The following is a 26,490-nucleotide window of genomic DNA, read 5'->3' as shown; positions in this document are numbered from 1 at the left end:
ATTAATTCAGGATCCACACCGTTGCGCTGTGCTCAGGCACTGACAAGGAGTTTCCGGCTGCCATTATTTCATCGTCACCGGCCTGCTGTAACGTTTTTACACCAGCCATGCGCTCACTGAAACGCTGTAAGTTTACGTCCTTTTTACCGTTTTTGTTAATTACCACCATAATTTGCGTATCCGTTTTCCTGTTATGCCGGAAATAAATGTAAGTGCCGTCTTCCGGTACGTACTGCGTGAGCTGTCCTTCGAAAAGTAACGGATACTGCTTTCTGATGTGTAAAAGCTGACGGATAAATTGCTGTGCTTCCACAGAGCGGGCACTGTCGCTTTCATAAGAAAATGCCGGTGACTCATCTCCCGGCCAGCCCCCCGGAAAATCACTGCGAATAATGCCATGATCTTCTGTGCCCGCATTATCCATCAGAATTTCAGTGCCGTAGAATACCTGCGGAATACCCCGCGTAGTCAGCACCACTGTCATGGCCATTTTCCACAGCGCCATATCCTGGTCCAGTTGTGTGTAGATCCGGCTCATATCATGGTTATCTGCAAATACCACCAGGTTACCGGCATCACCGTAGATGAAATCCCCGGCGAGTAACTCGTACAATTTTTTCAGCCCGGTTCCCCACAACTCTTCTTCTTTCAAGGCAGAGACAAGGGTGTGTTGCAGAGGAAAATCCATCACTGACGGTAGCGAAGATTCATAACCGTCCTGTCTCAGGGTGCCGGACTGCCAGTAAGAGGTAATTACCGGATTCACCGACCATTCTTCCCCGACAATATTCAGCGACGGATATTCCTTCATCAGCCTCGCTGTCCATGCAGACAGGAAGTCCTTATCGGAATAGGAATAAGTGTCCACGCGAATACCGCTTAAACCGGCATACTCCACCCACCAGACAGCATTTTGAATCAGATAATTAGCGAGAAAGGGATTCTGCTGATTTAAGTCCGGCATTGACGGAACGAACCAGCCGTCACTGAATGCCAGTCTGTCGGCTTCTGCACCGTGAGGGTCATGCAGAGTTTCACGGATATGCGTGGTGGCAGAAAAATTGCCGTCGTGGTGGATCCAATCTTTATCAGGGGGCGAGGTTGTCCAGGGGTGTCCGCTGCCGATATGATTCAACACCATATCCATGATCACACCGATCCCCTGCTCTGCTGCACGCTCGCTCAGCGTCCTATAAAGGTCATTTGAACCGTATCGCGGGTCAATCTGATAGTAGTCAGTGATGGCATAGCCATGATAAGAATAACTGTCCATGGCATTTTCCAGCAATGGCATACTCCATATCTGCGTAAACCCCATGTCTGACAGATAGTCCAGGTGATCAATAATCCCCTGAATATCTCCACCGTGCCTGCCTCCGGCTTCTTCACGGTTTAGTTTATCTGTGTAGTTTTCAAGAGAATCATTGGATTCGTCGCCGTTAGCGAACCGGTCTGGAGTGAGCAGATAGATCGTGTCTTTTCCGGAATAGCCCTGTCGTTGTGCTGAACCCTTTTTACGCTCATGCAACACATATGAGAAAGACACCCGTCCGCCGTTTTCTTTGGTGATTTCAAACGGAATGACGCCCGGTTTTACGTTGTCTGACAACGTGAGATCGACAAAAATATAATCTGCATTTGAAGGCCGGTGGACACTATCAACGTGAACGCCCGGGTAACGGGTTTTTACATTTGCTTTGCCCAGATCTTTATCCCGGATCATCAGTTGCAAACGGGAGTCGGCCATGTTCACCCACCAGTCCGGTGGTGACACTGATACACCGTAAGCAGGTATACAGAGTAAGTTTGCTGCCAGTACGGCTCCGCACACCGTTGCTGCTTTTTTCATTGTAATACTTCCGGCTTTTTAACAAGCGCTGTTAATGTTTCGTTAAACTTTTTGGGATAGTAACCGGATGCCCGGACTGCGCCAATGTTCTGCATACGTATTCAGCGCATTTCACTAAAAGCGTCTATGCTTTTGAAAGCGCGGTGAACTTTCAGAATATCAGAACGCTGCATTGTCGTTGCAGGCGGCGACATGGTTGAGATTTCAGCATCCGGCGCGTCGCTGAATCAATTAAGCGGGTTTTACATTCCGGACCGGATTACAGAAATTTGTTAATCCTCACCAATCTTAATTGATTAAGTAATTTTGTGTTTTTCACTTGATGTTCTGTAAAAACCAAACTATTGTTAATTTAATGTTGCATAAGCGCACATTCATGTTAATGAGAAAGGGCACACAAAAATGACCAAAAAACAGTTATTTAAACCTGCACTACTGACCCTGGCAGTCAGCTCTGCACTTTTCCCCGGTGTCATCCTGGCACAACAAACAGATAATGAAGAAGCTAAGGATTTTGAGGTTATCGCGGTAAAAGGTATTCGCGGGTCTCTGATGCGGGCGCAGGCCATTAAAATGGACAACTCGTCTATTGTGGAAGCTATTTCTGCTGAAGACATTGGTAAGCTGCCTGATTCATCCATTGCAGAATCGCTGGCAAGATTACCCGGTATGGCCGGTGAACGTGTAGGTGGCCGTACATCAGGTATTTCAGTCCGTGGTTTCAAAGAAGACTTTGTCGGTACATCATTAAACGGCCGTGAGCTTATCGGCATCGGTGACAACCGTGGTGTTGAATATGATTTGTATCCTTCAGAAATTATGACCGGTGCCACGATTTATAAAACCACCGATGCATCCCTTCTGGTCCAGGGTATAGGTGGTACAGTTGACCTACAAACAGTCAGACCGCTGGCTGCACAGGAAACACTCACCTTCACCGGTGTGTATGAAATGGGTGGCAATGACTCTGATAACCCTGAATTCGACAATACGGGCAAACGCTATGCCTTGTCTTTTGTAGAAAAATTCGCCGATGACACGGTCGGTATTGCTGTCGCGCTGGCCACCACAGAGTCTCCCCGTAACGAGAGAAAATACGGAGTGTGGGGTTACGGTGATAACAACGGTGCTTCCCTGCCCTTCGGGCTTGACAGTCAGGCAATCAGCCGCGTGCTGGAACGTGATACCGTTTCTGCAATCTTCCAGTGGCGCCCCACAGACAATCTGGACATTGTGGTAGACGTACTTAGCATCGATTACTCTGATTCCGGTGTGATCCGCGGTTTCATCGAACCATTCGAATTGGATGCCAGCTCTTTAAATGGCAGTGGTGCAAATTCTACCGGTACCCAGACAAACGCGAATCCGGTTTTGCGTACTGACCCTGCACAGAAAGACGGTGAACTGACGACGGTGGGCCTGAACATTGATTATCAACTGAATGATGAATGGTCGGTGAAACTGGATGTTGCTGACAGCAGCTCCAGTAAGCGTGACCTGCGCGGTGAATCTTACGCCGGTCTTGCCCGTAGCGGAGCTGAAATTGCTGCCGGCGATCAGCGTACCCGTGATTTTGTGATGGGACCTGACGGGATTTACTTTACCGGCTCAACCGGCCTGGATGCATTCTCTGATCCTAACCTGTTACAACTTACCGGCCCGCAGCAATGGGGTGGCGGTATGGCGGCGCTTGCCGATCAGTTCGATACTGACGTCCTTCGTGCAGACGGCACACCATATACCTTCATCAACGCGCAGGATGGCTTCCTGAACTATGCAGATTTTGAAGAAGAGCTGACAACAGTTCGTCTTGAAACAGAAGGTTATGTTGACTGGGGCATTGTGAACCAGATTAATGTGGGTGTTGCATACAGCGACCGTTATAAGTCAAAAGATAACAAAGGCTTCTTTGCTACTGCTTCAAGCTATCCGAATTCAGAATCAATTCCGTCTTCATACCTGTACAACGGTCTGGCAGATCTGACCTGGGCTGGCATGGGCTATGTAGTAGCGTACGACGGTTTTGCGCCATATAACGACGGCGAGTATGAATTAAATGATGCCGGTCTGCTCGAGCCGGACCGTTTAGGCGACACCTACAAAGTGTATGAAGAAGTCACCACACTGTTTGCCAAATTTGATTTTGAAACAGAAATCGGTGATTTCCCTGTCACCGGTAATTTCGGTGCGCAGTACGTTCAGACCGATCAGCGCTCGACCGGCTATATCGGTGTCGTTGGCGCAAACTTCAAAGTGTGTGACGGCGATGATAACGGCGTGATCGACGCAGATTGTGAGCAGGATATTTCTGACGATTACAATCACTTCCTGCCCAGCCTGAACGTTTCTGTTGAAGTGGGCGAGAATCAGTTTGTTCGCTTTGCGGCCAATAAAACCATCAGCCGTGCCCGTATCGATCAAATGAAAGCATCGGGCTTTGTGAAATTCGACCAGAACATTAACCTGATTGCTATTCCAAATACTCAGGCGGCAGTAGACGAGTACGGCACACCATGGTCCAAGTTCCAGGGTAACCCCCGTCTTCGTCCTCTGGAAGCAAATAACTATGACCTGTCTTTCGAGAACTACTTTGAAGATGAAGGTTATGTGTCTGTGGCGTTATTCTATAAAGACCTGGTCAACTGGACGCGTGACGGTAACCTGACTATAGATTTCACCAACGACCCCACCAATGATGGCGCAGATTACTTCATTCCCGGATTCCATGACAGAACCGTGGGTGCCGACGGGCTGGTAGGTCCGGACGGCACGGTCTATGCGCCCGGCACTTACATCACTCCACCGGATACAGGTACATTTTCATTCTTCGAAGATGGTCTGACCGGCAGCGTAAAAGGTGCTGAGGTTACCGCTCAGATACCCCTGCGTATGGTGAGTGACGTACTGGACGGTTTTGGTATCGCCGCTTCTTATACTTACATTGATGCGACTCTGGAAGATGACTCACCGGTGCCCGGTCAGTCAGAAAGAGTTACGTCTTTGACTGCCTATTACGAAATGAATGGCTTTGAAGTGCGTGTTGCTGCGACAGACCGGGGTGAATTCTTCACCTATCAGCGCGGCGGTTCAAACAAAATTGAAGGTGCGACACGGGATGCGGTTACCCAGGTGGATGCGCAAATCAGCTATGACTTCGAGGGCAGTGGTATTGAATACCTTGAAGGATTGCGTATATCTTTGCAGGGTACGAACCTGACCGATGAAAAAGAAGAGACCCGCGATTCGAATGGTTTCGTCACCCTGAGACGGGAGTTCGGACCTTCTTATATGCTGAACTTCAACTACTCCTTCTATTAATCAATCCGGGCGGCAGCTTTACTGCCGCCCTTCTTTTTAAATATTTTCGTAGCAGCTTTTACTACAAAAACGGTTACGAAAGTGTTTATAGTAAATTTAATATCAATAGCATCAACGGATTACTGAATGACCTCAGGTGTGCGCAAATTAGTCATTGCCGGCGGAGGCACCGCCGGCTGGATGGCAGCCGCTCTGTTTAAGAAAGTCCTCGCAGACAACATCGAAGTAGAGCTGATTGAATCAGAAGATATTGGCATCATCGGTGTCGGTGAAGCAACCATTCCCCCTATTCAAACCTTTAATCAATATCTTGGTCTGGATGAAAAAGCGTTTCTTAAAGAAACGCACGCCAGTGTAAAGCTGGCTATCCGCTTTGAAAACTGGAAGCAGGAAGGCAGCAGCTATTACCACACATTCGGCGCACCGGGCGCCACGCTGGGCTTTGTCGGCTTCCAGCACTACTGGTTACGGGCGGCACAAAACGGGCTGACACAGTCATTGTGGGATTTCGATCTTAATTACCTGGCTTGTCTGGAAGGAAAATTTAATAAAATTCAGACTGATAATCCGGTGTATCAATTGCCTTATGCTTATCATTTCGATGCCACCCTGTATGGTCAGTTCTTAAGACGCATGGCAGAAAACGCCGGCGTAAAACGCACAGCAGGCACGATTGAACATGTGAAGCAGAATGAAACCACGGGCTTTGTGGAAGCACTGCAGTTAAAAAGTGGTGAGCAGATTGCCGGCGATTTATTTCTGGATTGCACCGGCATGCGCGGCCTGCTTTTACAAAAGACGCTGGGTACAGAATACGAGGACTGGTCTCACTGGTTATGTGCTGACAGAGCATGGGCAGTGCCGTCACAAAGGCATGAGCATACCGCTCCGTTCACCCGCAGCATCGCCCGTTCAACGGGCTGGCAATGGCGTATCCCCCTCACCCATCGTAACGGTAATGGACTGGTGTACAGTTCAAAATATATGGACGATGACAAAGCCAGGGAGTTGCTGATGACAAACCTGGATACGCCGGCACTGGATGAACCCCGGAAAATCAGTTTCCGCACTGGCCGGACCGTAAAGCAATGGTCAAAAAATGTGATCGGGATCGGTTTGTCCAGCGGGTTCCTTGAACCTCTGGAATCGACCAGCATTCATCTTATCCAAAGCGGTCTGGTGAGGTTACTGAAGATGTTTCCGCACAGGGAAATTAATCCGTCGATGGAAACCATGTATAACGCGGAATCGAAGGAAGAATTTGAAACCATCCGCGACTTTATCATTTTGCATTATGTGGTAAATGAACGTGATGACTCTGAATTCTGGCGGGATATGCAAACCATGTCCATTCCTGCGAGACTGGAGCAGAAAATCAACGCGTTTAAAGATACAGCCACTATTTTTAACGAACAGAACGATATCTTCCGTGATGCTTCCTGGCTTCAGGTCATGGCAGGCCAGGGAATCATGCCACGGGATCATCATCCTGCAGCCAATACACAAACCGTCCCCCAATTACTCGATGTCATGGGAAAAGTATTACAGGCAAAACAGCAGCCTCTTACACAGATGCTTCCCCATGATGAATTTCTCAAACGGTTTACTCAATAATGTCAGCGCCTCATCGTATTGTTATCGCCGGTGGCGGCACCGCCGGCTGGATTGCTGCCTGCCTCATGGCGCACCACTGGCGTGATAAGCCGGTGAGCATTACGCTGGTGGAATCAGCTGATATTGCCACCGTGGGCGTAGGAGAAGGTTCAACCCCTACATTGAAACGCTTCTTCAGCGATCTGAACATTGCGGAAAGTGACTGGATGCCAGCCTGCAACGCCACTTATAAGGTGAATATCCGGTTTAAAGGCTGGAGTCCCCAAAACGGGCCTGCCAGTTACAGTCACCCGTTCATTTCTCAACCGGATGCATTCACCGAGCGCCCCTTTCATGTGAATTGCCACAACCGCCGGCTGGGTCTGGACGTGAACGTTACCCCGGAAAACTTTCTGCTGAACGGGTGGCTGGCCGGAGCAGGGAAAGCCCCGGTGACGCCACCCTCGTTCCCTTTTCGTATCGAATATGGTTACCATTTTGATTCTGCCTTACTGGGCCGGTATCTGAAACGCCATGCCGTCAGCCTGGGTGTAAATCACATTGAAGGGAAAATTGACGATGTCATTACCAGTCTTTCGGGCCATATTACGTCGCTGACATTACACTCCGGCGAGATAGTTGAAGGTGACTTTTTCATCGACTGTACGGGCTTCCGTTCTTTGTTGTTACAACAGACACTGGATATCCGCTTTAATTCATTCAGTGAAAACCTGTTTAACGACAGGGCTGCGGTACTGGCCACAACGGCGCAGGCACAACTGCCTGTGGAAACAACGTCCACGGCGCTCAGCAATGGCTGGGCGTGGTCTATCCCTTTGAGTAGCCGTACCGGAAACGGTTATGTCTTTTCTTCAGCTCATCTCTCAGACGATAAAGCAGAGGCTGAACTTCGCCGTCATCTTTCCGTGCAGGACAATGAAGGTGATGTGCGTTTCCTGTCTATGCGTGTTGGTCAGGTTGAAAAGCACTGGCACAAGAATTGTCTGGCGCTGGGGCTGGCGCAGGGTTTTATTGAACCGCTTGAAGCCACAGCGCTGCATCTGGTGCAACTGTCCGTCGAATTTTTCATGGAAGATTATGAACAGGGTAACTTCAGTCCCGCTTTACAGGACAAGTTTAATAAAGACGTCACTGAAAGGTTTTCCAGAGTAAGGGATTACATCGTCGCCCATTACAAACTCAATACCCGTGACGATTCGGCATACTGGCGGGATAACCGTAATAATATGGCTTTATCTGAATCTCTGTTGCAACTTCTGGATGTCTGGTACCGGAAAGGCGATTTTCCGGCAGAAATTCAACGGCAGAACATTCAGTCTCACTTTGGCATTACATCATGGCATTGCCTGCTCGCCGGATACGGCATTTTTCCCCCGCTGGCTAAACAGCAGCCCAGACAGGGTGATCTCTACAAAGACAATGATACTGAGGCATTCTTTAAAGGCTGTCTGTTAAATTTCCCCGATCACACTGCGTATCTTAAAGAGGTTACACGTAGATCCCCGGCAGTTAAAAGCTCACTATACTAAAGACTGTTGAAAGGCGGAGACACATTACAACTGAACTTGTGCCCGGAGGTGGTGCAGCACTCCAGTTTGTTCCTTTGTGGTCATTCTTCCCGGCTTGCGCTGAGATGGCATGAAAACATGGCGGCTGAGGAGGCAGTCCGCCAAGTACCGGCCAGAAAAAGGTTACGCATAACCCTTTACATGGTCAATATAACCGATTGATTCGGTGATAATTTAAAGGATATGCTTCGTTTGCCGTCTTTAACTTCAGATTTCACTCTGGCCCCGGTCAACTTATCCTCTAACTCCCTCAAGTCAGAAAATTCTGCGGGTAATTCAGACAAATCCAGTTCTGCCAGCACCTCTTTTTCACTGTAAAAATTACTGACACTTATCAAAATGTCATCATTGTTCCAGCGCACGAAAGCAAATACCTTTGCATCAGAAAGCTGGCCGTTTACCTTTAACGACTGATGTAAAGACTGGTAGTTACCGGATATCACTGCCGGGGTTGAAACGGCGATATTCAGTACGGTTTTATAATAATCACGCAGTGCCTGCTCTGCTTTGGTTGATTGTCCACCATCAAATTTGCCGTTGTTCATCCAACGCTGGTGAGCCGGCACCCCGATGTAATCGAAAATAGACGTTCTGGACGGCTGGCCGAATCCCGCGACTTCACTACCGTCTTCGCCATTTTCCTGACCAAAGTAAATCAAAACCGGAGACTCACTGATAAGCGCAGACACAACCAGAGCAGGTTTGCCTGACTCAGCATTTCCGGCAAACTCAGGACTGGCTATTCGTTGTTCATCATGGTTTTCAAGAAAATGAAGAAGATGCTGACGGATATCTCCGTATTGTTCCTGAATATCAGTCAGTTTTGCGACATCGCCATTATCCTGCATAACATCTTTAAGTGAGTCATAAAAATCCACCTTGTCATACAGGTAATCCATTTTACCCAACTGCAAATAGTCACGGTAAAGCGCTGGCTGATAGACTTCAGCAAGCAATACCGCATCCGCAGAAGTGTGCTTAATGTGACTGTTTAAATATGACCAGAACGCCACCGGCACCATTTCAGCCATATCATAGCGAAACCCGTCTACGCCCTTATCCAGCCAGTACTGTGTGATATCTTTAAACTTTACCCACGAATCCGGTACAACTTTATCAGACCAGTACTGATAGTGAGTCTGAGCCGGCGCAAAACGCAGCTCTTCCGGTACATCAGGGAATTCATGGTCACCCGACGGCGTAACACCGTAGTTAATTTTAACGGTTTCATACCAGTCATTGACATCAGGTTTAGCATTACGGGAACCATTACCTGTCCAGCGGGCCGGTGATTCATCAAAATGACCGTCTGCCAGAGGATGTGCTGCACCACCTAACGGTTTTGTTGCCGGGGTGAAATCCGGGACCTCAAAAGGTTCTCCCGGAATATAGTAAAAATTATTATTTTTACTATAGGTGACCGAAGTGTCGTCACGAGCGCCAAAGCTGCTCTGTGGTCTCACTACTGAATAGTACTGTCTGGCAACATGGTTAGGCACAATGTCAATCATGACCTTGAGGCCGGCTGCGTGAGTACGGGAGATCAGTGCTTCAAACTCCTCAAGCCGGCTCGCCGGATCATCTGCAAGATCCGGGTCCACATTGTAATAATCACGCACTGCGTAAGGCGAACCGGCTCGTCCTTTAACTACATCCGGATCGTCCCCTGCAATGCCGTAAGCAGAATAATCCGTTACTGAAGCGTGATGGGGAACACCGGTATACCAGATCCAGTTTGCGCCAAGCGCACTGATTTCATCCAGGGCCTTTTCTGAAAAATCACTGAATTTACCTGACCCGTTTTCATCGATGGTTCCCCAGGGTTTGTTGGTCGTATTGGTATTACCAAACAATCGGGTGAATACCTGATAAATTACCAGCTTTTCAGCGGTATCCGATTTTGTATCGTTGGTCTTTGACGGGGTTGCTGTCATCGGGCCCCCAGGTTCTGTGTGACAGGCAACAACAAATAAACTGGAAAAAATAACACATACCAGTATGGCGGCAAGCCGGATGGAAAGTAAAGTGGCTGACACGACAAGCAAACTCCATGCATAAAAAAACCGAGCATAACGACCCGGTCTTTTTCAGCAATAAACATACGTATTCATAATCAAGCAGCGCGTGTTTTTTGACCTTTTCCTGTCAATGTGGAAGGTACTGGTTTGTGGATCGAACCAAAGTTCGGTACATCTTCCAGCTCTTTCATAATTTTTCTGTAGAAACGATGCAGCGACGGTGAGATTTGATGGAAAAACTCTTCAGGAGACAAGCGGTAGGCTGCACGCTTACCATGATATTCAATGACCTGACCAAGCTGATTGAACTCAATGCCAAGCATACGCAGACTTCTGGCCAGTTTCGGCTCCATCATAACGTATACATTTTCTACATCCCTCAGCACACAAATTGTTGCTGCAAAGAAATACAGTGCCAGTGTGAGATAAGGGAAATTTCGATCGGGTTTGGTTCTTTTGAAACCTTTGTCGAGTGACTTACCCGTCACCGGAGAAAGATTTGTATCGGTTTCGCGACGGCGAAAGCGTTTTGGAATGGCCAGGCGGGAAATTTCACACACCGAGTGGCGCGGCAAGCGGCTCGGACTGTTCTCATCCATCCGGATGGCATCTGCACAATTTTGCTCTATTGGCAGTACCTGTCCGCTGTGCTGAGGCATAACCACGCGGATAGTACCGGCGCAATCTCCGGTGGCCTTGTGCTGTATATAACAACTGATCGCATATTCATCGAATTCGTCAAACTCCATTTTGGTTTGACGCACTTCCTCAAACCCCATTTCCTCGCAGTACACCTGATGGCGTGTACGAAAACAGGCTCTCTGATCTTTTTCTTCATTTGCCACAACAAGGGTAAAGTGCTCAAAGAAGTGATTGGCGGCTGCATCTATGGCTTTGTTCATCTGGCGCCTGACAAGAGGCTTTACCATATGTTTGACACCAGGTACTTGATGCACTTTTTTAAAAGCGTTTAACAAGCGACGTTTCACTCTGACTCCCAACGATTCGAAAGAGGATTTTTTATTCTATTAATGAGTCTTACTTGGTGCTTCCGTGACTAACCAAACAAACCACACCCGTGAGGTGTGAGAGTCACCCTGTGAGATCAGTTGAATAACGGATTATAATTATTAATGCCACAACTCAAATGCATACTAACAGCGTCAACTTTTATAGGTTTTTGTATTTTTTGTATAAACCCATTGCGTACTTTCTTAAACAAGTTTCAGACCACTTTATCAGGATCATCGAAAATAGTTATGAACCCGCAATACTATCAAAGAGTATTAATAATATTTTTAAGTAAGACTTAAACCTCAGTTTTTTTATGCAAAATGAAAACTAATTTCATAACTGTATGATTTAATTTGTTATTAATTGTAACCGGCAAATCTAAACCTATGAAAAACCTGCCGAAATTTCGTTCAGACCAGGCAAATTCATAAGCGTAAATTAATTTAATTGAGGGTGAGATAATTTTAGATCCCGTGTCACAACATCCGGATCTAAGCGTGAGATCGTAAAAAACTCTGACACTTTCAAAGATATGGTTACCAGGGTGTTGCCATATGGAAACACCATTTTACAAGACCTCAGGATTTCTCAGTCCGTAACTGATTATTACGGTCCCGCGAAGCTCTTATAAGCTCGTCACCATGCTGATACTGGCTTTTTGCAAGCCGGTCATAAAGCACGACATTCGCTGTCGCAGCCAGATTCATACAACCTGTCGTTGGCACATAAACAACATCATCGGCCCGTGCAACCAGACTGGCAGGCACGGAACCGTCCTCGGGCCCGAATATATAAAATGCATTAGCCGGATGCTGATATTCAGGTAGCGGAATTGCTCCTTCAACCAGTTCAATTACAACAACTTTTGTGCCTTCGGGGATGACCTGTTGCAAATCAGAAACAGCCTCAACGGGTATTTGTTTATGTATGTCTTTGGTGTCCGCATAGAACTCTCTGGCCCGGGTATACCGTTCACCGGTGTAATACACAGCGCTGGCATTAAAACAACCCGCGCCACGGAGCACTGAGGCCACATTCACCGGACTTTTCGGGTTAACCAGACCGATATATGAAAGTTTTGACGATGACATTAAGTACCCCGCTGGAAAAACCGCGGCAGTATCGCAAAAAGCAATCCGCTTAACCAGCAGGCAAAGAAAAAATATTTACTGTTATGCTGCGAGCCTTTTACGGGAGGATAACAGCCGTCTGGCCATCCTTCTTCCCTGCGCATAGCCAAGTAATAGTTTACGCTTATCCATCGTGAGTCGTTTTACACAAAATCCGGCATCCGGTGCGATTACGGTGATTTTACAATCGGCAGGAGGATTATTCAGAAAGGCCAGCGTTTCATTATACATGCGCGCCCTTTGAAGCATGGTTTCGAGCAAAGCAGGCTGATGACCGTACAGCTTAGTCAGTAGCCAGGCGTTTTTCACTTCAGGCTTGGAAAATCCCGCAGGCTGTGACAGCACCACGGTAATGTCTCTGGCTCCCATCCCGTAGGCATGTTTAACCGGTATTGAATCCCCTACTCCGCCGTCTACATAAGGTACGCCATTGATCACCGGCTGTTCCCTGAATGCTGTAGGTATTGCACAAGAAGCTACCATCAAATCGTCAACGGTATCCGGTGTGGCCAGATGATATTCACATTTGCCGGTTTGTGTATTTGTGACACCTACGTAGAGAGGAATTGCACTTTGTTCACCCGGTACAGGTATACCTAAAACCGTTTTCGCGTGATGCCATAACCAGTGGACATCTGTCATGTGCCCCCCCTTTATAAAACGAAGGGGACTGAAAAATTCGGCTTTCGTTGCAAACTCAGTGATGATTGTCTTACTCAGACCCTGTGCACCGGACACATAGGTAGAAAGATTTGTTGCACCTGCAGAAACACCGATGGCGAAATCAAATCCGTAGTGTTTTTCTTCCATGAATTTGTCGAGCACACCCGCGGCAAAGATCCCCCGCATTGCCCCGCCTTCAACTACCAGTGCTGATTTAATCCCGCTCATTTTAGTCTTCCTGTCTTTCACTCTCTATCTGGTAAGACCAGCATATATTGTACCAATCGTGCAGCTGATCCATGACTAATGAAATGAATAACTAAAACAGAAGCTTAATAGGAAAACTGCAGATTAAAACGCTGGCGGGATGTGCACCAGTATGTGATGTCTCCCCGACAACAGGGAAATATTATCCGGGCAGGGTAAATTTTACAGACGGGAAAAATCGATGGCTGTAATTAAAAAAACCGTCTGCACTGACGTACAGACGGCTTATTCACCGGTTATCGGCTAAAAAGCGATCAGAAGGTGTAGTTGAAACCTAACAGGTAGTTAGCGCCATAAGCCTGATACAGCAGGACCTGACGGCTGTCAGTTCCCGATGTCTGAATATCGTCTTCGTCGGTCAGGTTTTGAGCCTGTAATGTGACGCGCAGCCCTTCCAGCGATTCAATACCAGACTCACTGAAGTCATAGCCAATCTGTGCGTCGATGAAAGTACCACCCTGGTTGGTGGTATCAGACAAGGCCAGACTCAGACCACGGGCTTCTGTAAGATAATCAGAACGTTTGGTACCGGCTACCCGCACTTCGAAACCGCTGTTTTCATAGAAAACAGTCAGGCTGTAGTTTTCATCGGATAATCCCGGGATCCGTGTTTCACCACCCTCACCGGCGGCGTCAGCATGACCGTCCATGAATGTGGCACTGGCAAACACACCAAATCCGGACAGTGCATCAGCAATAAGATCGCCCGGCAGACTCATCTGGATCTCATAACCGCGGACCAGACCTTCAAAGCCGTCCTGAGGCTTGGTTTTATAACCTTCGAACAACACCGGAGCTAATGCGGCTTCATCCTGGGTATGGTGAATTTCCGGAATGTAGTCCTGAGTAAAGTCAGACAATAATCCGTTCTCACGATGCCAGTTTTTAATGTCTTTAAAGAAATACGACAAGGCTACGTAACCTGTATCAGCAAAATAATTCTCGTAGGACAAGTCGAACTGATTTGCTTCGTAAGGACGCAACTCAGGGTTTCCGGAGCTGCCACCCCATGGACCGTTCTCAACATTATTGGAAAGAATATTGGTGTTGTTATAAGAGAAAGTCACCTGAGTATTCGGACGCATATCATCCATACGCGGACGGGTCAGAACCTTACTTAATCCCATTCTCAAAAATTGGCCTTCAGCAAATTCTGCGCTGAGGTTCAGAGTCGGCAATACATCTGTGTAATCGGTTCCACCCGTAACAGGCACAGCTTCCACCAGACCATCCTGATTAACAGAAGTACTGAAGCCCAGAGAACTTTGATCGGCACGCACAACCTGAACACCCACATTACCGCGTATGTAGATATCGTCTACAGAGGTATCAATATCCAGTTTACCGTACAATGTGGTGAGTTTTTCATTCACGGTGTATGTATCACCCAGACGACCGGCATCAACCAGTTTTGCGTCTGTAGCAATATAATATCCGCTGTCATACAAGCCAATAGAATCGTACGCCAGCACACCATTGATGCCTATGAAATCAAGGGAGACAACACCAAGTACTTCAGGAATAGCTGCGTCACCAGGATAAGACGGAGCAGTCAGATAAGCGCCGTTATTTACCTTAGATTTTTCACGGTCAGAATACACCATGCCGACTTCCAGACCGGAGAAAATTCCCCACTCCACAAAACCTTCAGTAGAAAGACGGAAGGAATCCAGGCTCTCTTCAAATACAGGCTGGTTAACAAAGCCATCCTGGGCGTCACCACCAACAATGGGAGCACCCCATGTTTGCGGACCTGCCAGTGTGATCAGGCTTGCGTCGGTTAAATCAACAGGCGCGATTTCAGGATGATCTGAATACATTACGCCGGTGGATGTCATTTCCCACGAACGTGCTGTCATGGGACGTCCGTCAGTACCGGTACGGCCCACACCGGAGTAACTTTCTACGTCAGTAATGGTTTTATCGACACTGCCGGTTGAAATGTCTGCAGTGATACTCCAGTCATTATTGAGCATGTACTCGACATTCAAACCAAAGGTTTTCAGCTCTGCTTCCTGCCGGCGTACATCATTGCGTACCACACTGTAGAACCCATCGTAATAGCCCGAAGACACCAGGCCATCTTCAACGCCGGTAATAGTGTAGTCACCGGTTCCCCACTCTGCGCCACCTTCTTCAACACCGCGACGGGCATCATCTTCGAGGAAGTCGATATACAGTGCGTCTAACTGAATATTTAATTGATCCTGCGGAGCCCATTGAATTACAGCAGCGACAGAATCACGGTTCATCATGGCAGAACGGGCAAAGGAGTCATGACCGCCAAGAACCAGTGTGCCTTCCGGCACATCAACACCGCTGGCCGCTTTATCCGGATTCGCATCAGCATAACCCCAGCCACGGAACTGTTGTTCCTGACGTGGTGACTCCATGGTCGCAACCGTAAGCGCCACACCTAACGTATTATCAAGAAATTGATCAACGAAGTTAAAGGACAAACGGTGTCCCTGATTATCAAAATCAGGGTTCGCAGCATCTTCTTTGTTCTTTTCTAATGTACCGTTGAGGGTAACAGTACTTTCTGCAGATAGCGGCTTAACGGTTTGCAAATCAATAGAACCGCCAATGTTTTGCGTAGTCATGCCGGCTTCAGGTGTTTTATACACCAGAATGTTAGAAATGATTTCGGTAGGATAAAGGTCGAATTCAACACCACGGTTGTCACCCATACCTAACAGTTCACGACCGTTAAGAGATGTACCTACATAGTTCTCGTTAAAACCCCGGACTGAAATACCGCTGGTACGTCCGTTACGACGTTCACCCGCAAGACCGGGCAAACGGGACAATGATTCTGCAATACTGGTGTCAGGCAGTTTACCGATATCTTCTGCTGACAACGCTTCAACAATAGAGGTGCTGTCCATCTTGATAGCCTGAGCACGCTGAAGGCTTCCGCGGATCCCTGAAACCTGGATAACTTCTACATTATCTTCCGCCTGTGTGTCGTCAGATTGTGCGAATACGGGTACAGAGGTAAGGGATAATCCGGTGGCGATCATCGCCATTTGAATTAAATTTGGTTTAAATTGTGTCATCAATCTTTCCCTAAGGTTATGCGGGCAATCTGTTATCGCGGCGGTAACATACCGCCAGAATGGGCTGCCGGTACGCTGGTTGGGGCCCGCCGCGAAACAGTTCCTGAGAACGCCATTAGTTATTTTTATTACCGTTAAATGACAATTCTCTGTGTCGCGTGCATCCTATCGGGAAGATAAAAATTGCTCAATCATCTGCATACGTATTCATAAAACAATTAAAACAATAACTTAACATTGTAGTAATGCCGGTGGAGAGGCAACAGGTTGACCGGCTGCCTCTCAAAACCTTTTAAAATAACGGACTGTATCGATTAAGTTTATTGACGCGAATGTGATATCTGAGAGGACTTGTTTTCACAGATGTAAAAACGGTATGCCTGTAAGAGGAACAGCCGGCAAATTCGATTTACCGGCCATTTATTCTATTGAGATTTAGCAAGTTGATTCAGTTTATCTATCAGTTGGGTTTCGGCTTCAATTTCCTGCATCTGACTGTATGCCTCATCTGCCCGCTTGATCCCTTCCTCAGCACGTTGACTTGCACCGGAAGAAGACTCCGATAAGGCCGCTAATTCGCTGCTTAAACTTACCGATCCAGACTCAATTTCCTGTAGCAATCCGTTAATACTGTCGATAGCAGAGGATATCCCGTCTATAGACGCAGAGACTTCGTTGATCGTATCGCCGGTTTCTTTGAGACTCGACTGGGTACGCTGACTAAGCGCTCTGACTTCGTCAGCCACAACGGCAAAACCACGCCCTGCTTCACCTGCACGTGCAGCCTCAATCGCAGCATTTAACGCCAGCAAGTTAGTTTGTTCAGCAATACCGCTGATAGACTGAATAATGTTTACAATCTTCTCTGCACTTTCACGAAGCCTGTCCATACCACCAGATAATTCAGCTCGTTCATGCTCCTGACGGGCAATTTGTTGCATGAAGAAATCAAATTGTTTTCCAAGATCTAACTGACGGTTAGCTGAATCACTGGCCTGAGATGCTACAAACTTTAACTGTCCGGTTGACTCTTTGAGTAAGGGATGAAATTTCTCAGTCTGCTCAATTAACTTGCTCTGTAACATATTGATATTGCTCATACTGATAAGTTTTGCCTGCATGTGATAATTTGAAAATGCGGCCAGGTGAAACGGGAAATTGGTAACATATTCATCAAAATAGGACTGTTGCTCATCATGTTTGAAGAAACCGATGGCGGTTACCGTCTGATTCTGGTGTAAGCCCAGATATTCACCAAATGTGGAAAAACCTGACACAACCACCTGATCAAACGTACCAATCCCGCTTAAATTATCCGGATTGTTTAACCGCCTTAAAATACAGTCATTGGCAATCAGTGCCACAGGTTTTCCGTTTTTTCCTCTCAGAAAATTATCAAAGTCCCGCTGCAAAGATTGTTTAAAATCTGTGGCCTTAACCAGTTGTAAGTATTCGCCAAACCCCATGTCGCTGAAGAAACGGATGCTGCCATCATCGTTGATTGAAGCTACTGAGCGAATATAAATACTCTTGTCGATATCAATACCGAATGAGTGACTGGTCAGTTTGCTGTCCAGTTCTCCGGTAGTACATTTAAAATGCCGTGCTAATGCATCAACTGGTGTGCGCAGCGACATATCTTTATCAAGTACTGAATGCAGCGTTCGGGTTAGCGGGTCAAATTTAGCTACAGTAAAACCCGTACCTGTAGTCACAAAATTATGGCTTTTCATGATCCCGTAACGGTAATTTCGGGATAACTTACAAAATGTGAGTAAAACCTGATTTGATTTTATTTCTCCGTTAAGGGCAATGTCAGCCTGTTTAAAATCCAGCTTTCCCCCTGCACTACCCCCTATGAAGAAACAGGGGAACCGCTTCACTTTGTACAAAGCCTGAGTGAAAAAATCCTCACTGGCTGTTATGCCGTCAAAATAGGTCAAGGCAAAGGTGTCCCTGCTACCTATATCAAAAGGTACATTTACTTTGGCTAACTCTGAAGCGATGCGTTTAACCCGCTCTACAGGTGGCATTACCGGCTTACCCTTTTTAATATCATCACTGTATAGAGGAACGCTGTGAATACTGATTTGACTAATCAGCGCAGAAGAAAAACTATGTATAACAATGTTGTCCCACCGCGCCGGAGCTGGATGGTAAAGTGTCGTGCCGCCACCTAACTCACCTGAAGTCATGATTGTGATGACATGTTTACAGAAGCTGGCGGATTGGGTTATCTGTCTGCTTACAGATGCAAAATCAAGGTGGGGAGAGACAAAAGCAATAATCAGCGCCGTGCCTTCATCGAATGCCAGCTCTCTGAGAAATGATTCAGAAATTTGATTACTTTGCAGACTTTTAGAACGTGTCAGTACTGACGATGTAACCTGAGTAGTAGTGGTTTTCTTCTTTCCAAAAAACATAGGCTTCCCTCAATTCATCATGAACAGGCTGGATATAGCGATAACTATAGTTCACGATACAGGATCAGAAAGAGTAACCATTGATTTATATTAAAAAAGCCCGCTATCAGCGGGCTTTATAATCATCAAAAAGCGGGGCTTACCAGCCGGTCTGCTCGCGCAGTGCTTTACCGATGTCAGCCAGTGAGCGAACAGTCTTAACGCCTGCTGCTTCAAGGGCTGCGAATTTGTCGTCTGCAGTACCTTTACCACCTGCGATAATTGCACCGGCGTGGCCCATGCGCTTACCCGGAGGAGCAGTAACACCCGCGATGTAAGAAACAACCGGCTTAGTTACGTTTTCTTTGATAAACGCAGCCGCTTCTTCTTCAGCAGTACCACCGATTTCACCGATCATAACAATCGCTTCAGTCTGTGGATCATCCTGGAACATTTTCAAAATGTCGATGAAGTTAGAACCCGGGATTGGGTCACCACCGATACCAACACAGGTTGACTGGCCGAAACCTTCGTCAGTAGTTTGTTTAACCGCTTCGTACGTCAGCGTACCAGAGCGGGAAACAATACCTACTTTACCAGGCTTGTGGATGTGACCAGGCATGATACCAATCTTACACTCACCCGGAGTGATAACACCCGGACAGTTAGGACCGATCATGCGAACGCCTTTCGCATTTACGTATTCTTTAACGTAAAGCATGTCCAGCGTAGGAATACCTTCTGTGATACAAACGATCAGCTCGATACCGGCATCAGCCGCTTCAACGATTGAATCTTTACAGAAAGGAGCCGGTACGTAGATAACAGATGCAGTCGCACCCGTCGCTTCTACCGCGTCACGTACAGTGTTGAATACTGGCAGACCTAAGTGCTCAGTACCGCCTTTGCCCGGCGTTACACCGCCAACCATTTGCGTACCGTAAGCAATAGCCTGTTCAGAGTGGAAAGTACCCTGACCACCAGTGAAACCCTGACAGATTACTTTGGTGTCTTTATTAATTAAAACTGACATTATTTGCCCTCCGCTGCAGCAACAACTTTTTCTGCTGCATCAGTCAGCGATTCAGCAGCGATGATATCCAGACCTGAGTTAGCAAGAACTTCACGGCCAAGATCAGCATTTGTACCTTCAAGACGTACAACAACCGGTACTTCAACGCCTACTTCTTTTACTGCGCCGATGATACCTTCAGCGATCATGTCACAACGCACGATACCACCGAAGATGTTTACCAGTACTGCTTTAACATTGCTGTCAGACAGAATGATTTTGAATGCTTCAGCTACACGCTCTTTAGTCGCGCCGCCACCAACATCCAGGAAGTTTGCAGGCTTACCGCCGTGCAGGTTTACGATGTCCATGGTACCCATGGCCAGACCTGCACCGTTAACCATACAGCCAACGTTACCGTCAAGTGCAACGTAGTTCAGCTCGAAAGAGGCAGCGTGCGCTTCACGGGCATCTTCCTGTGAAGGATCGTGCATTTCTTTCACTTTCTTCTGACGATACAGTGCGTTACCGTCTACGCCCAGTTTGGCGTCAAGGCAGTGCAGGTTACCGTCAGTCTTGATTACCAGCGGGTTGATTTCGATCAGCGCCAGGTCAAGGTCTTCGAACATTTTCGCCAGACCCAGGAAGATTTGCGTAAATTGTTTTACTTGTACGCCTTCCAGACCCAGTTTGAATGCCATTTCACGTGCCTGATAAGGCTGAGGACCAACGATTGGGTCGATTTCAGCTTTCAGGATTTTTTCAGGCGTTTCTTCTGCAACGGTCTCGATTTCAACACCGCCTTCAGTAGATGCCATGAAAACAACGCGACGTGTACCACGGTCAACAACCGCACCTAAGTACAATTCGTTTGCGATATCAGTGCAAGATTCAACTAAGATTTTGCTTACTGGCTGACCTTTCTCATCAGTTTGGAAAGTTACCAGGTTCTTGCCAAGCCACTTCTCTGCAAATGCGCGAATGTCTTCTTTATCTTTTACAAGTTTAACGCCGCCCGCTTTACCGCGACCACCGGCATGTACCTGACATTTCACAACCCACTCGTCACCGCCGATGCGGTCGGCCGCTTCTACAGCACCTTCTGGTGTGTCTGATGCGTATCCTTCAGAAACAGGTAAACCGTATTCTTTGAATAGCTGCTTACCTTGGTATTCATGCAAATTCATGGTGTTTCTATCCGATTTTTAGTAAGACAAAAGTCGCTTATGCGACTTGATTAGTATGACCGGCCTCATTCTTCGAAACCAGCGCTGTGACAGGCAGCAACGGGTTGCTGCCTGCACACAATGACTACCTGAAAACTTATACGTCCAGTAACAGACGTGTTGGATCTTCAAGCATTTCCTTCACAGTAACCAGGAAGCCAACTGACTCTTTGCCATCGATAATACGGTGGTCATAAGACAGGGCCAGGTACATCATAGGAAGAATTTCTACTTTGCCATTCACTGCCATTGGACGTTCCTGAATCTTGTGCATACCCAGAATCGCGCTTTGTGGCGGGTTAATGATTGGCGTAGACAACAGAGAACCGAACACACCACCGTTAGTAATGGTGAAGTTACCGCCCTGCAGATCAGCCATTGACAGTTTACCGTCACGACCTTTCAGAGCCAGATCTTTGATGCCTTTTTCAATACCTGCCATGCCCAGATTGTCAGTGTCTTTCAGCACTGGCGTTACCAGACCACGCGGGGTAGAAACCGCGATAGAGATATCAAAATAGTTGTGGTAGCAAATGTCATCACCGTCAAGAGATGCATTTACTTCAGGGAAACGTTTCAACGCTTCAGTGACTGCTTTCACGTAGAAAGACATGAAACCAAGACGAATGCCGTGACGCTTCTCGAAGCTGTCCTGATACTGCTTACGCAAATCCATGATTGGCTTCATGTTTACTTCGTTGAAGGTTGTCAGCATCGCAGTCGAGTTTTTCGCTTCCAGCAGACGGGTAGCGATTGTTTTACGAAGACGTGTCATAGGAACACGTTTTTCGCTGCGGTCACCAACAGGCAGGTTAGCTGCCGGTTCAGCCGCTGTAGCTGCTGCTTTAGGTGCGGCACTACCGCCTTTCAGATACTGCTCAACGTCTTCTTTGGTGATACGACCGTTTTTGCCGGTACCTTTTACTTTAGACGCATCAACGCCTTTTTCAGCAAGTAAACGACGTACAGACGGGCTTAACGCATCGCCATCATCGCTGTCGTCAGCTTCTTCAGCCGCTGCAGGAGCCGCTTTACCGGAAGCCGCACCTTCAACAAACTTAGCAATCACTTCTTCAGCCGTTACTGTAGCACCTTCTTCTGCCAGAATTTCTGCCAGAGAACCATCTGCAGGTGCAACAACTTCAAGAACCACTTTATCGGTTTCGATGTCAACCAGGTTCTGGTCGCGACTTACTGCTTCACCCACAGCAACATGCCATGTAGCAATGGTGGCATCAGCAACTGACTCAGGCAGTACTGGTACTTTTACATCGCTGGTTTTGCCGGAAGCTGCCGGTGCGGCTTCTTTAGATTCAGCTTTAGCTTCAGAAGATTTGCTTTCTGATTTAGCCGGTGCTTCACCGCCTTCGCTCAGCTTCGCAATCACTTGCTCACCTAATACAGTCGCGCCTTCTTCGTTCAGGATTTCTCCGATAACACCGTCAGCAGGTGCTACTACTTCCAGAACCACTTTATCGGTCTCAATATCAACCAGGTTTTGATCGCGCTTAACTGCATCACCGGCTTTAACATGCCAAGTTGCAATGGTCGCATCGGCAACTGATTCAGGCAGAACCGGAACTTTTATCTCAATTGTCATCACTGTTCCTTTATTTAATCGTGAGTGCGTCTTCAACCAGGGCTTTCTGTTGCTGGTTGTGAACGGATAGATAGCCTACGGCAGGAGAAGCCGATGCTTCACGTCCCGCATATGATAATTTTGCACCATCAGGGATGGCTTGCCAGAAGTGATGCTGGCTGCTGTACCAGGCGCCCTGATTTTGAGGCTCTTCCTGACACCATACCCAATCTTTAACATGGCTGTATTCGGCAACGATTTTTGCTGCTTCTTCCTGAGGGAACGGATACAACTGTTCAAGACGGATAATAGCCACATCGGTCTGTTCATTCTTACGACGCTGGTCAAGCAGATCGTAGTACACTTTACCTGAACACATCACCACGCGTTTCACGCCTGCCGGATCGATATCATCAATCTCGCCGATAACGTTCTTAAACACGCCTTCTGACAGTTCTTCTATCGACGAAACCGCAAGCGGGTGACGCAGTAATGACTTAGGTGACATGACAATCAGAGGCTTACGCATTGGACGTACAACCTGACGACGAATCATATTGAACACCTGAGCCGGCGTAGAAGGGATACATACCTGCCAGTTGTGGTCAGCACATAATTGCAGGAAACGTTCGAGACGTGCAGAACTGTGTTCCGGGCCCTGCCCTTCGTAACCGTGTGGAAGTAACACAGTCAGACCACACAGACGGCCCCACTTCGCTTCACCTGAGCTTAAGAACTGGTCAAAAACAACCTGAGCGCCGTTAGCAAAGTCACCGAATTGCGCTTCCCAGATAGTCAGCGTACCGGGTTCCGCAGTAGCAAAGCCGTATTCGAACGCCATAACAGCTTCTTCTGATAATACAGAATCGAAGATTTCGATTTCACCCTGACCTTCACGGATATTCTGTAAAGGCATATAGGTTGAAGCGTCAGTTTGGTTGTGCAGTACAGCATGACGGTGGAAGAAGGTACCACGACCTGAGTCCTGACCGGTCATACGGATGCTGCTTCCATCGTCAACAATCGATGCGTACGCCAGGTTTTCAGCCATACCCCAGTCAAGAGGTTTCTCACCGGATGCCATGGCCTTACGGTCCTGATAGACCTTATTTACACGTGAATGCAGTTTGAAGTCTTCCGGATAACTACTGATGCTTTCAGCAAGAGACTTCAGTTTTTCGATAGACAAACTGCCATCGTAAGGTGCATCCCAATCGTGACCAATATACGGAGTCCAGTCTACAGAATGCTCTGTCATCGGACGCCATTCTTCTACCACACAAGCACCATGATCTAATGCTGCACGGTATTCTTCAATGAAACGTTCAGCATCACGACTTTCAATTGTACCCTCAGCAATTAATTGGTCAGCATAGATCTGACGGGGAACAGGATGCTTTTTAATTTTTTGATACATCAATGGCTGAGTCGCATTCGGCTCATCAGACTCATTGTGACCATGACGACGGTAACAAACCAGATCGATAACCACGTCTTTTTTGAATTTATTACGATACTCAAGGGCCAGTTTAGTCACAAACATCACCGCTTCAGGATCGTCAGAATTCACGTGGAAAATAGGCGCCTGAACCATCTTCGCGATGTCAGTACAATACTGAGTCGAACGGGTATCTTCAGTCTTGGACGTTGTGAAACCAACCTGGTTGTTGATTACGATACGCACTGTACCGCCCACAGCGAAACCACGTGTCTGAGACATGTTAAAGGTTTCCTGCACAACACCCTGACCGGCAATCGCAGAGTCACCGTGAATGGTAATTGGCAGCACTTTATTGAAATCGTCATTGCGGCGGTCAATACGTGCACGTACAGAGCCCATCACTACCGGGTTAACAATTTCAAGGTGAGACGGGTTAAACGCCAGCGCCAGGTGAACATTACCGCCGGGCGTTGCGAAGTCTGAAGAAAAACCTGCGTGGTACTTAACGTCACCGGAACCCAACGTGTTGTCATGTTTTCCGGAGAACTCGTCGAACAATACAGACGGGTTTTTACCCAGCACATTAATAAGTACGTTCAGACGGCCACGGTGAGCCATACCGATTACCACTTCTTTAGTGCCAACGGTTCCGGCTTCAGTAATAAGGCCTTTAAGCATAGGAACCAGTGCATCACCACCTTCCAGTGAGAAGCGCTTGGCACCCGGGAATTTTGCACCCAGGTATTTTTCCATACCATCAGCAGCTGTCAGCCCTTTAAGGATAGCAAGCTTCTCTTCTTTAGAGATTTGCGGGCTGGCTTCTACAGATTCAATGCGTTGTTGTAACCAGCGCTTCTGCTCAGTATCGGTAATGTGCATGTATTCTGCACCGATAGATTCGCAGTAAGTGCGGTTAAGAGATTTAAACAGGTCACGTAGCGACATGCTGTCCTGACCGATAGCATACGAACCGACATTAAAGTTAACGTCGAGGTCTGCATCTGTCAGAGAGTGATGAGAGAGATCCAAATCGCGGGCTTTAGTTTGTTTCCAAAGTCCAAGCGGGTCGAGATTTGCATTCTGGTGACCACGAAAACGATACGCGTTAATCAGCTGAAGAACTTTAACCTGACGGTCATCTGAAGGAGCGGAGCCTTCCTGACTGGCAGATGAAGACATCCTGGCTGTTGGTCCAAGGGCAGCGAGCTGCCTGAATTGATTACGAATTGACGTATGGTTGCTTTCCAGTTCTACGCCGTCAACTTTCGGTAGGGTATCGAACACTTGACGCCATGTATCTGAAACGCTTTGTGGATTGTCGATGTACATTTCGTACAGCTCTTCCACATAGGCAGCATTGGCGCCCGCCATATGCGAGGAATCCCACCACGCTTTCATCACGCTTTCTTGCATTATTGTGCCTTGCTACGTTTAGGAAATATTCTTTAACACGGTGTTATATTATGACGGTTATTTTCATAAGAACCAATAGTTATGATCATATTGTGAATAAAAACCAACCGTTTATGCCGTATATATAAAAAAATAGCCATCCTCGATGGATGGCCATTTAGCTAATTACAATCTGAAACTAAAAAAGTGACAGAAATTTGTACTAAACAGCCCGTTGTAAAAGCATCGACTTAATCTGACCGATAGCTTTTGTCGGGTTCAATCCTTTCGGACATACACTGACACAGTTCATGATACCGTGGCAGCGGAAGACGCTGAATGCATCATCCAGGTCGTTGAGTCGCTCTTCGGTAGCGGTGTCACGGCTATCGATTAAGAAACGATAAGCATGAAGCAGACCAGCAGGGCCGATGAACTTGTCAGGGTTCCACCAGAACGACGGACAAGACGTTGAACAACAAGCACATAGAATACACTCGTACAGGCCATCCAGTTTTGCGCGGTCTTCAGGCGACTGCAGATGTTCACGTGCAGGCGGCTGCTTACTGTCGTTAATCAGGAACGGTTTAATTTTCTCGTACTGGTTGTAGAACTGCGTCATGTCAACAACCAGGTCACGCACTACCGGCAAACCTGGCAGTGGGCGGATAACAATTTTACCTTTACCCAGAGCAGATAATGGTGTGATACATGCCAGGCCATTCTTGCCATTCATGTTCATACCATCTGAACCACATACACCTTCACGGCATGAGCGACGGAAAGACAGCGTAGGATCCTGTTCTTTAAGAAGCAGCAGTGCATCAAGCACCATCATATCCTGGCCTTCTTCCACTTCCATTTTGTAGTCTTGCATCTTAGGTGCGTCGTCTACGTCAGGGTTGTAGCGATAAACTGAAAAATGTAATTGCATGGTA

Annotated in this window: 15 protein-coding genes; 3 read left to right on the top strand and 12 right to left on the bottom strand. The window is 47.3% G+C overall.

Features of this window, described 5'->3' with window-relative positions:
• Position 1: 1 nt before the first annotated feature.
• Positions 2 to 1,849: a glycoside hydrolase family 13 protein gene (locus tag ACXAGR_RS19640; RefSeq protein WP_474852068.1), complete on the bottom strand. Its 1,848-nt coding sequence runs from the start codon at positions 1,847 to 1,849 to the stop codon at positions 2 to 4.
• A 402-nt stretch (positions 1,850 to 2,251) separates the two neighbouring features.
• On the opposite strand from ACXAGR_RS19640, the gene ACXAGR_RS19635 reads away from it, so the two are divergent.
• From ACXAGR_RS19635 to ACXAGR_RS19625, 3 genes are all read left to right on the top strand, one after another.
• Positions 2,252 to 5,167 (top strand): TonB-dependent receptor, encoded by a 2,916-nt coding sequence (locus ACXAGR_RS19635; RefSeq protein ID WP_474845868.1) that lies wholly within the window; start codon positions 2,252 to 2,254, stop codon positions 5,165 to 5,167.
• Between the two features lie 126 nt (positions 5,168 to 5,293).
• Entirely contained in the window at positions 5,294 to 6,781 is a 1,488-nt protein-coding gene (locus tag ACXAGR_RS19630) for a tryptophan halogenase family protein (protein WP_474852066.1), read from the top strand.
• Complete coding sequence (locus ACXAGR_RS19625; RefSeq protein WP_474852064.1) at positions 6,781 to 8,310, top strand: tryptophan halogenase family protein; 1,530 nt, start codon at positions 6,781 to 6,783, stop codon at positions 8,308 to 8,310. The genes ACXAGR_RS19630 and ACXAGR_RS19625 overlap by 1 nt, the downstream gene beginning before the upstream one ends.
• 176 nt (positions 8,311 to 8,486) lie before the next feature.
• On the opposite strand, the gene ACXAGR_RS19620 is transcribed toward ACXAGR_RS19625, so the two are convergent.
• From ACXAGR_RS19620 to ACXAGR_RS19570, 11 genes are all read right to left on the bottom strand, one after another.
• Positions 8,487 to 10,283, bottom strand: coding sequence for an alpha-amylase family protein (locus ACXAGR_RS19620; protein WP_474852062.1), 1,797 nt, complete (start codon positions 10,281 to 10,283; stop codon positions 8,487 to 8,489).
• Positions 10,284 to 10,462: 179 nt separating this feature from the next.
• The gene (locus ACXAGR_RS19615) at positions 10,463 to 11,296 is read right to left on the bottom strand and encodes a PEP-CTERM/exosortase system-associated acyltransferase (protein ID WP_119501263.1); all 834 of its coding nucleotides are present in this window, start codon (positions 11,294 to 11,296) and stop codon (positions 10,463 to 10,465) included.
• Positions 11,297 to 11,959: 663 nt separating this feature from the next.
• Positions 11,960 to 12,472: an RNA methyltransferase gene (locus ACXAGR_RS19610; protein WP_474845858.1), complete on the bottom strand. Its 513-nt coding sequence runs from the start codon at positions 12,470 to 12,472 to the stop codon at positions 11,960 to 11,962.
• A gap of 81 nt (positions 12,473 to 12,553) precedes the next feature.
• A complete protein-coding gene (locus ACXAGR_RS19605) occupies positions 12,554 to 13,393 on the bottom strand; it encodes a patatin-like phospholipase family protein (protein ID WP_474852159.1) in 840 nt (279 codons plus the stop codon).
• Positions 13,394 to 13,695: 302 nt separating this feature from the next.
• Entirely contained in the window at positions 13,696 to 16,500 is a 2,805-nt protein-coding gene (locus ACXAGR_RS19600; protein ID WP_474852060.1) for a TonB-dependent receptor, read from the bottom strand.
• Positions 16,501 to 16,925: 425 nt separating this feature from the next.
• Positions 16,926 to 18,923, bottom strand: a complete 1,998-nt coding sequence (locus tag ACXAGR_RS19595; RefSeq protein ID WP_474852058.1) for a methyl-accepting chemotaxis protein — start codon at positions 18,921 to 18,923, stop codon at positions 16,926 to 16,928.
• 139 nt (positions 18,924 to 19,062) lie between these two features.
• Positions 19,063 to 19,935, bottom strand: coding sequence for a succinate--CoA ligase subunit alpha (sucD, locus tag ACXAGR_RS19590; protein ID WP_070124076.1), 873 nt, complete (start codon positions 19,933 to 19,935; stop codon positions 19,063 to 19,065).
• Positions 19,935 to 21,101, bottom strand: coding sequence for an ADP-forming succinate--CoA ligase subunit beta (gene sucC / locus ACXAGR_RS19585; protein WP_119501259.1), 1,167 nt, complete (start codon positions 21,099 to 21,101; stop codon positions 19,935 to 19,937). Before sucC ends, sucD begins: the two co-directional genes overlap by 1 nt.
• Before the next feature lie 136 nt (positions 21,102 to 21,237).
• Positions 21,238 to 22,740 carry a 2-oxoglutarate dehydrogenase complex dihydrolipoyllysine-residue succinyltransferase gene (gene odhB, locus ACXAGR_RS19580; protein ID WP_474845852.1) on the bottom strand — a complete coding sequence of 501 codons (1,503 nt, stop codon included), beginning with the start codon at positions 22,738 to 22,740 and terminating at the stop codon, positions 21,238 to 21,240.
• Positions 22,741 to 22,750: 10 nt separating this feature from the next.
• Complete coding sequence (locus tag ACXAGR_RS19575; protein WP_474852056.1) at positions 22,751 to 25,573, bottom strand: 2-oxoglutarate dehydrogenase E1 component; 2,823 nt, start codon at positions 25,571 to 25,573, stop codon at positions 22,751 to 22,753.
• A gap of 202 nt (positions 25,574 to 25,775) precedes the next feature.
• Positions 25,776 to 26,486 (bottom strand): succinate dehydrogenase iron-sulfur subunit, encoded by a 711-nt coding sequence (locus tag ACXAGR_RS19570; RefSeq protein ID WP_119501256.1) that lies wholly within the window; start codon positions 26,484 to 26,486, stop codon positions 25,776 to 25,778.
• Positions 26,487 to 26,490 lie beyond the last annotated feature (4 nt).

This window comes from Alteromonas sp. ABH4_457, from assembly GCF_056160625.1.
The sequence above is the reverse complement of the archived record's forward strand: the minus strand, read 5'-3'. Positions and strand labels throughout refer to the sequence as shown.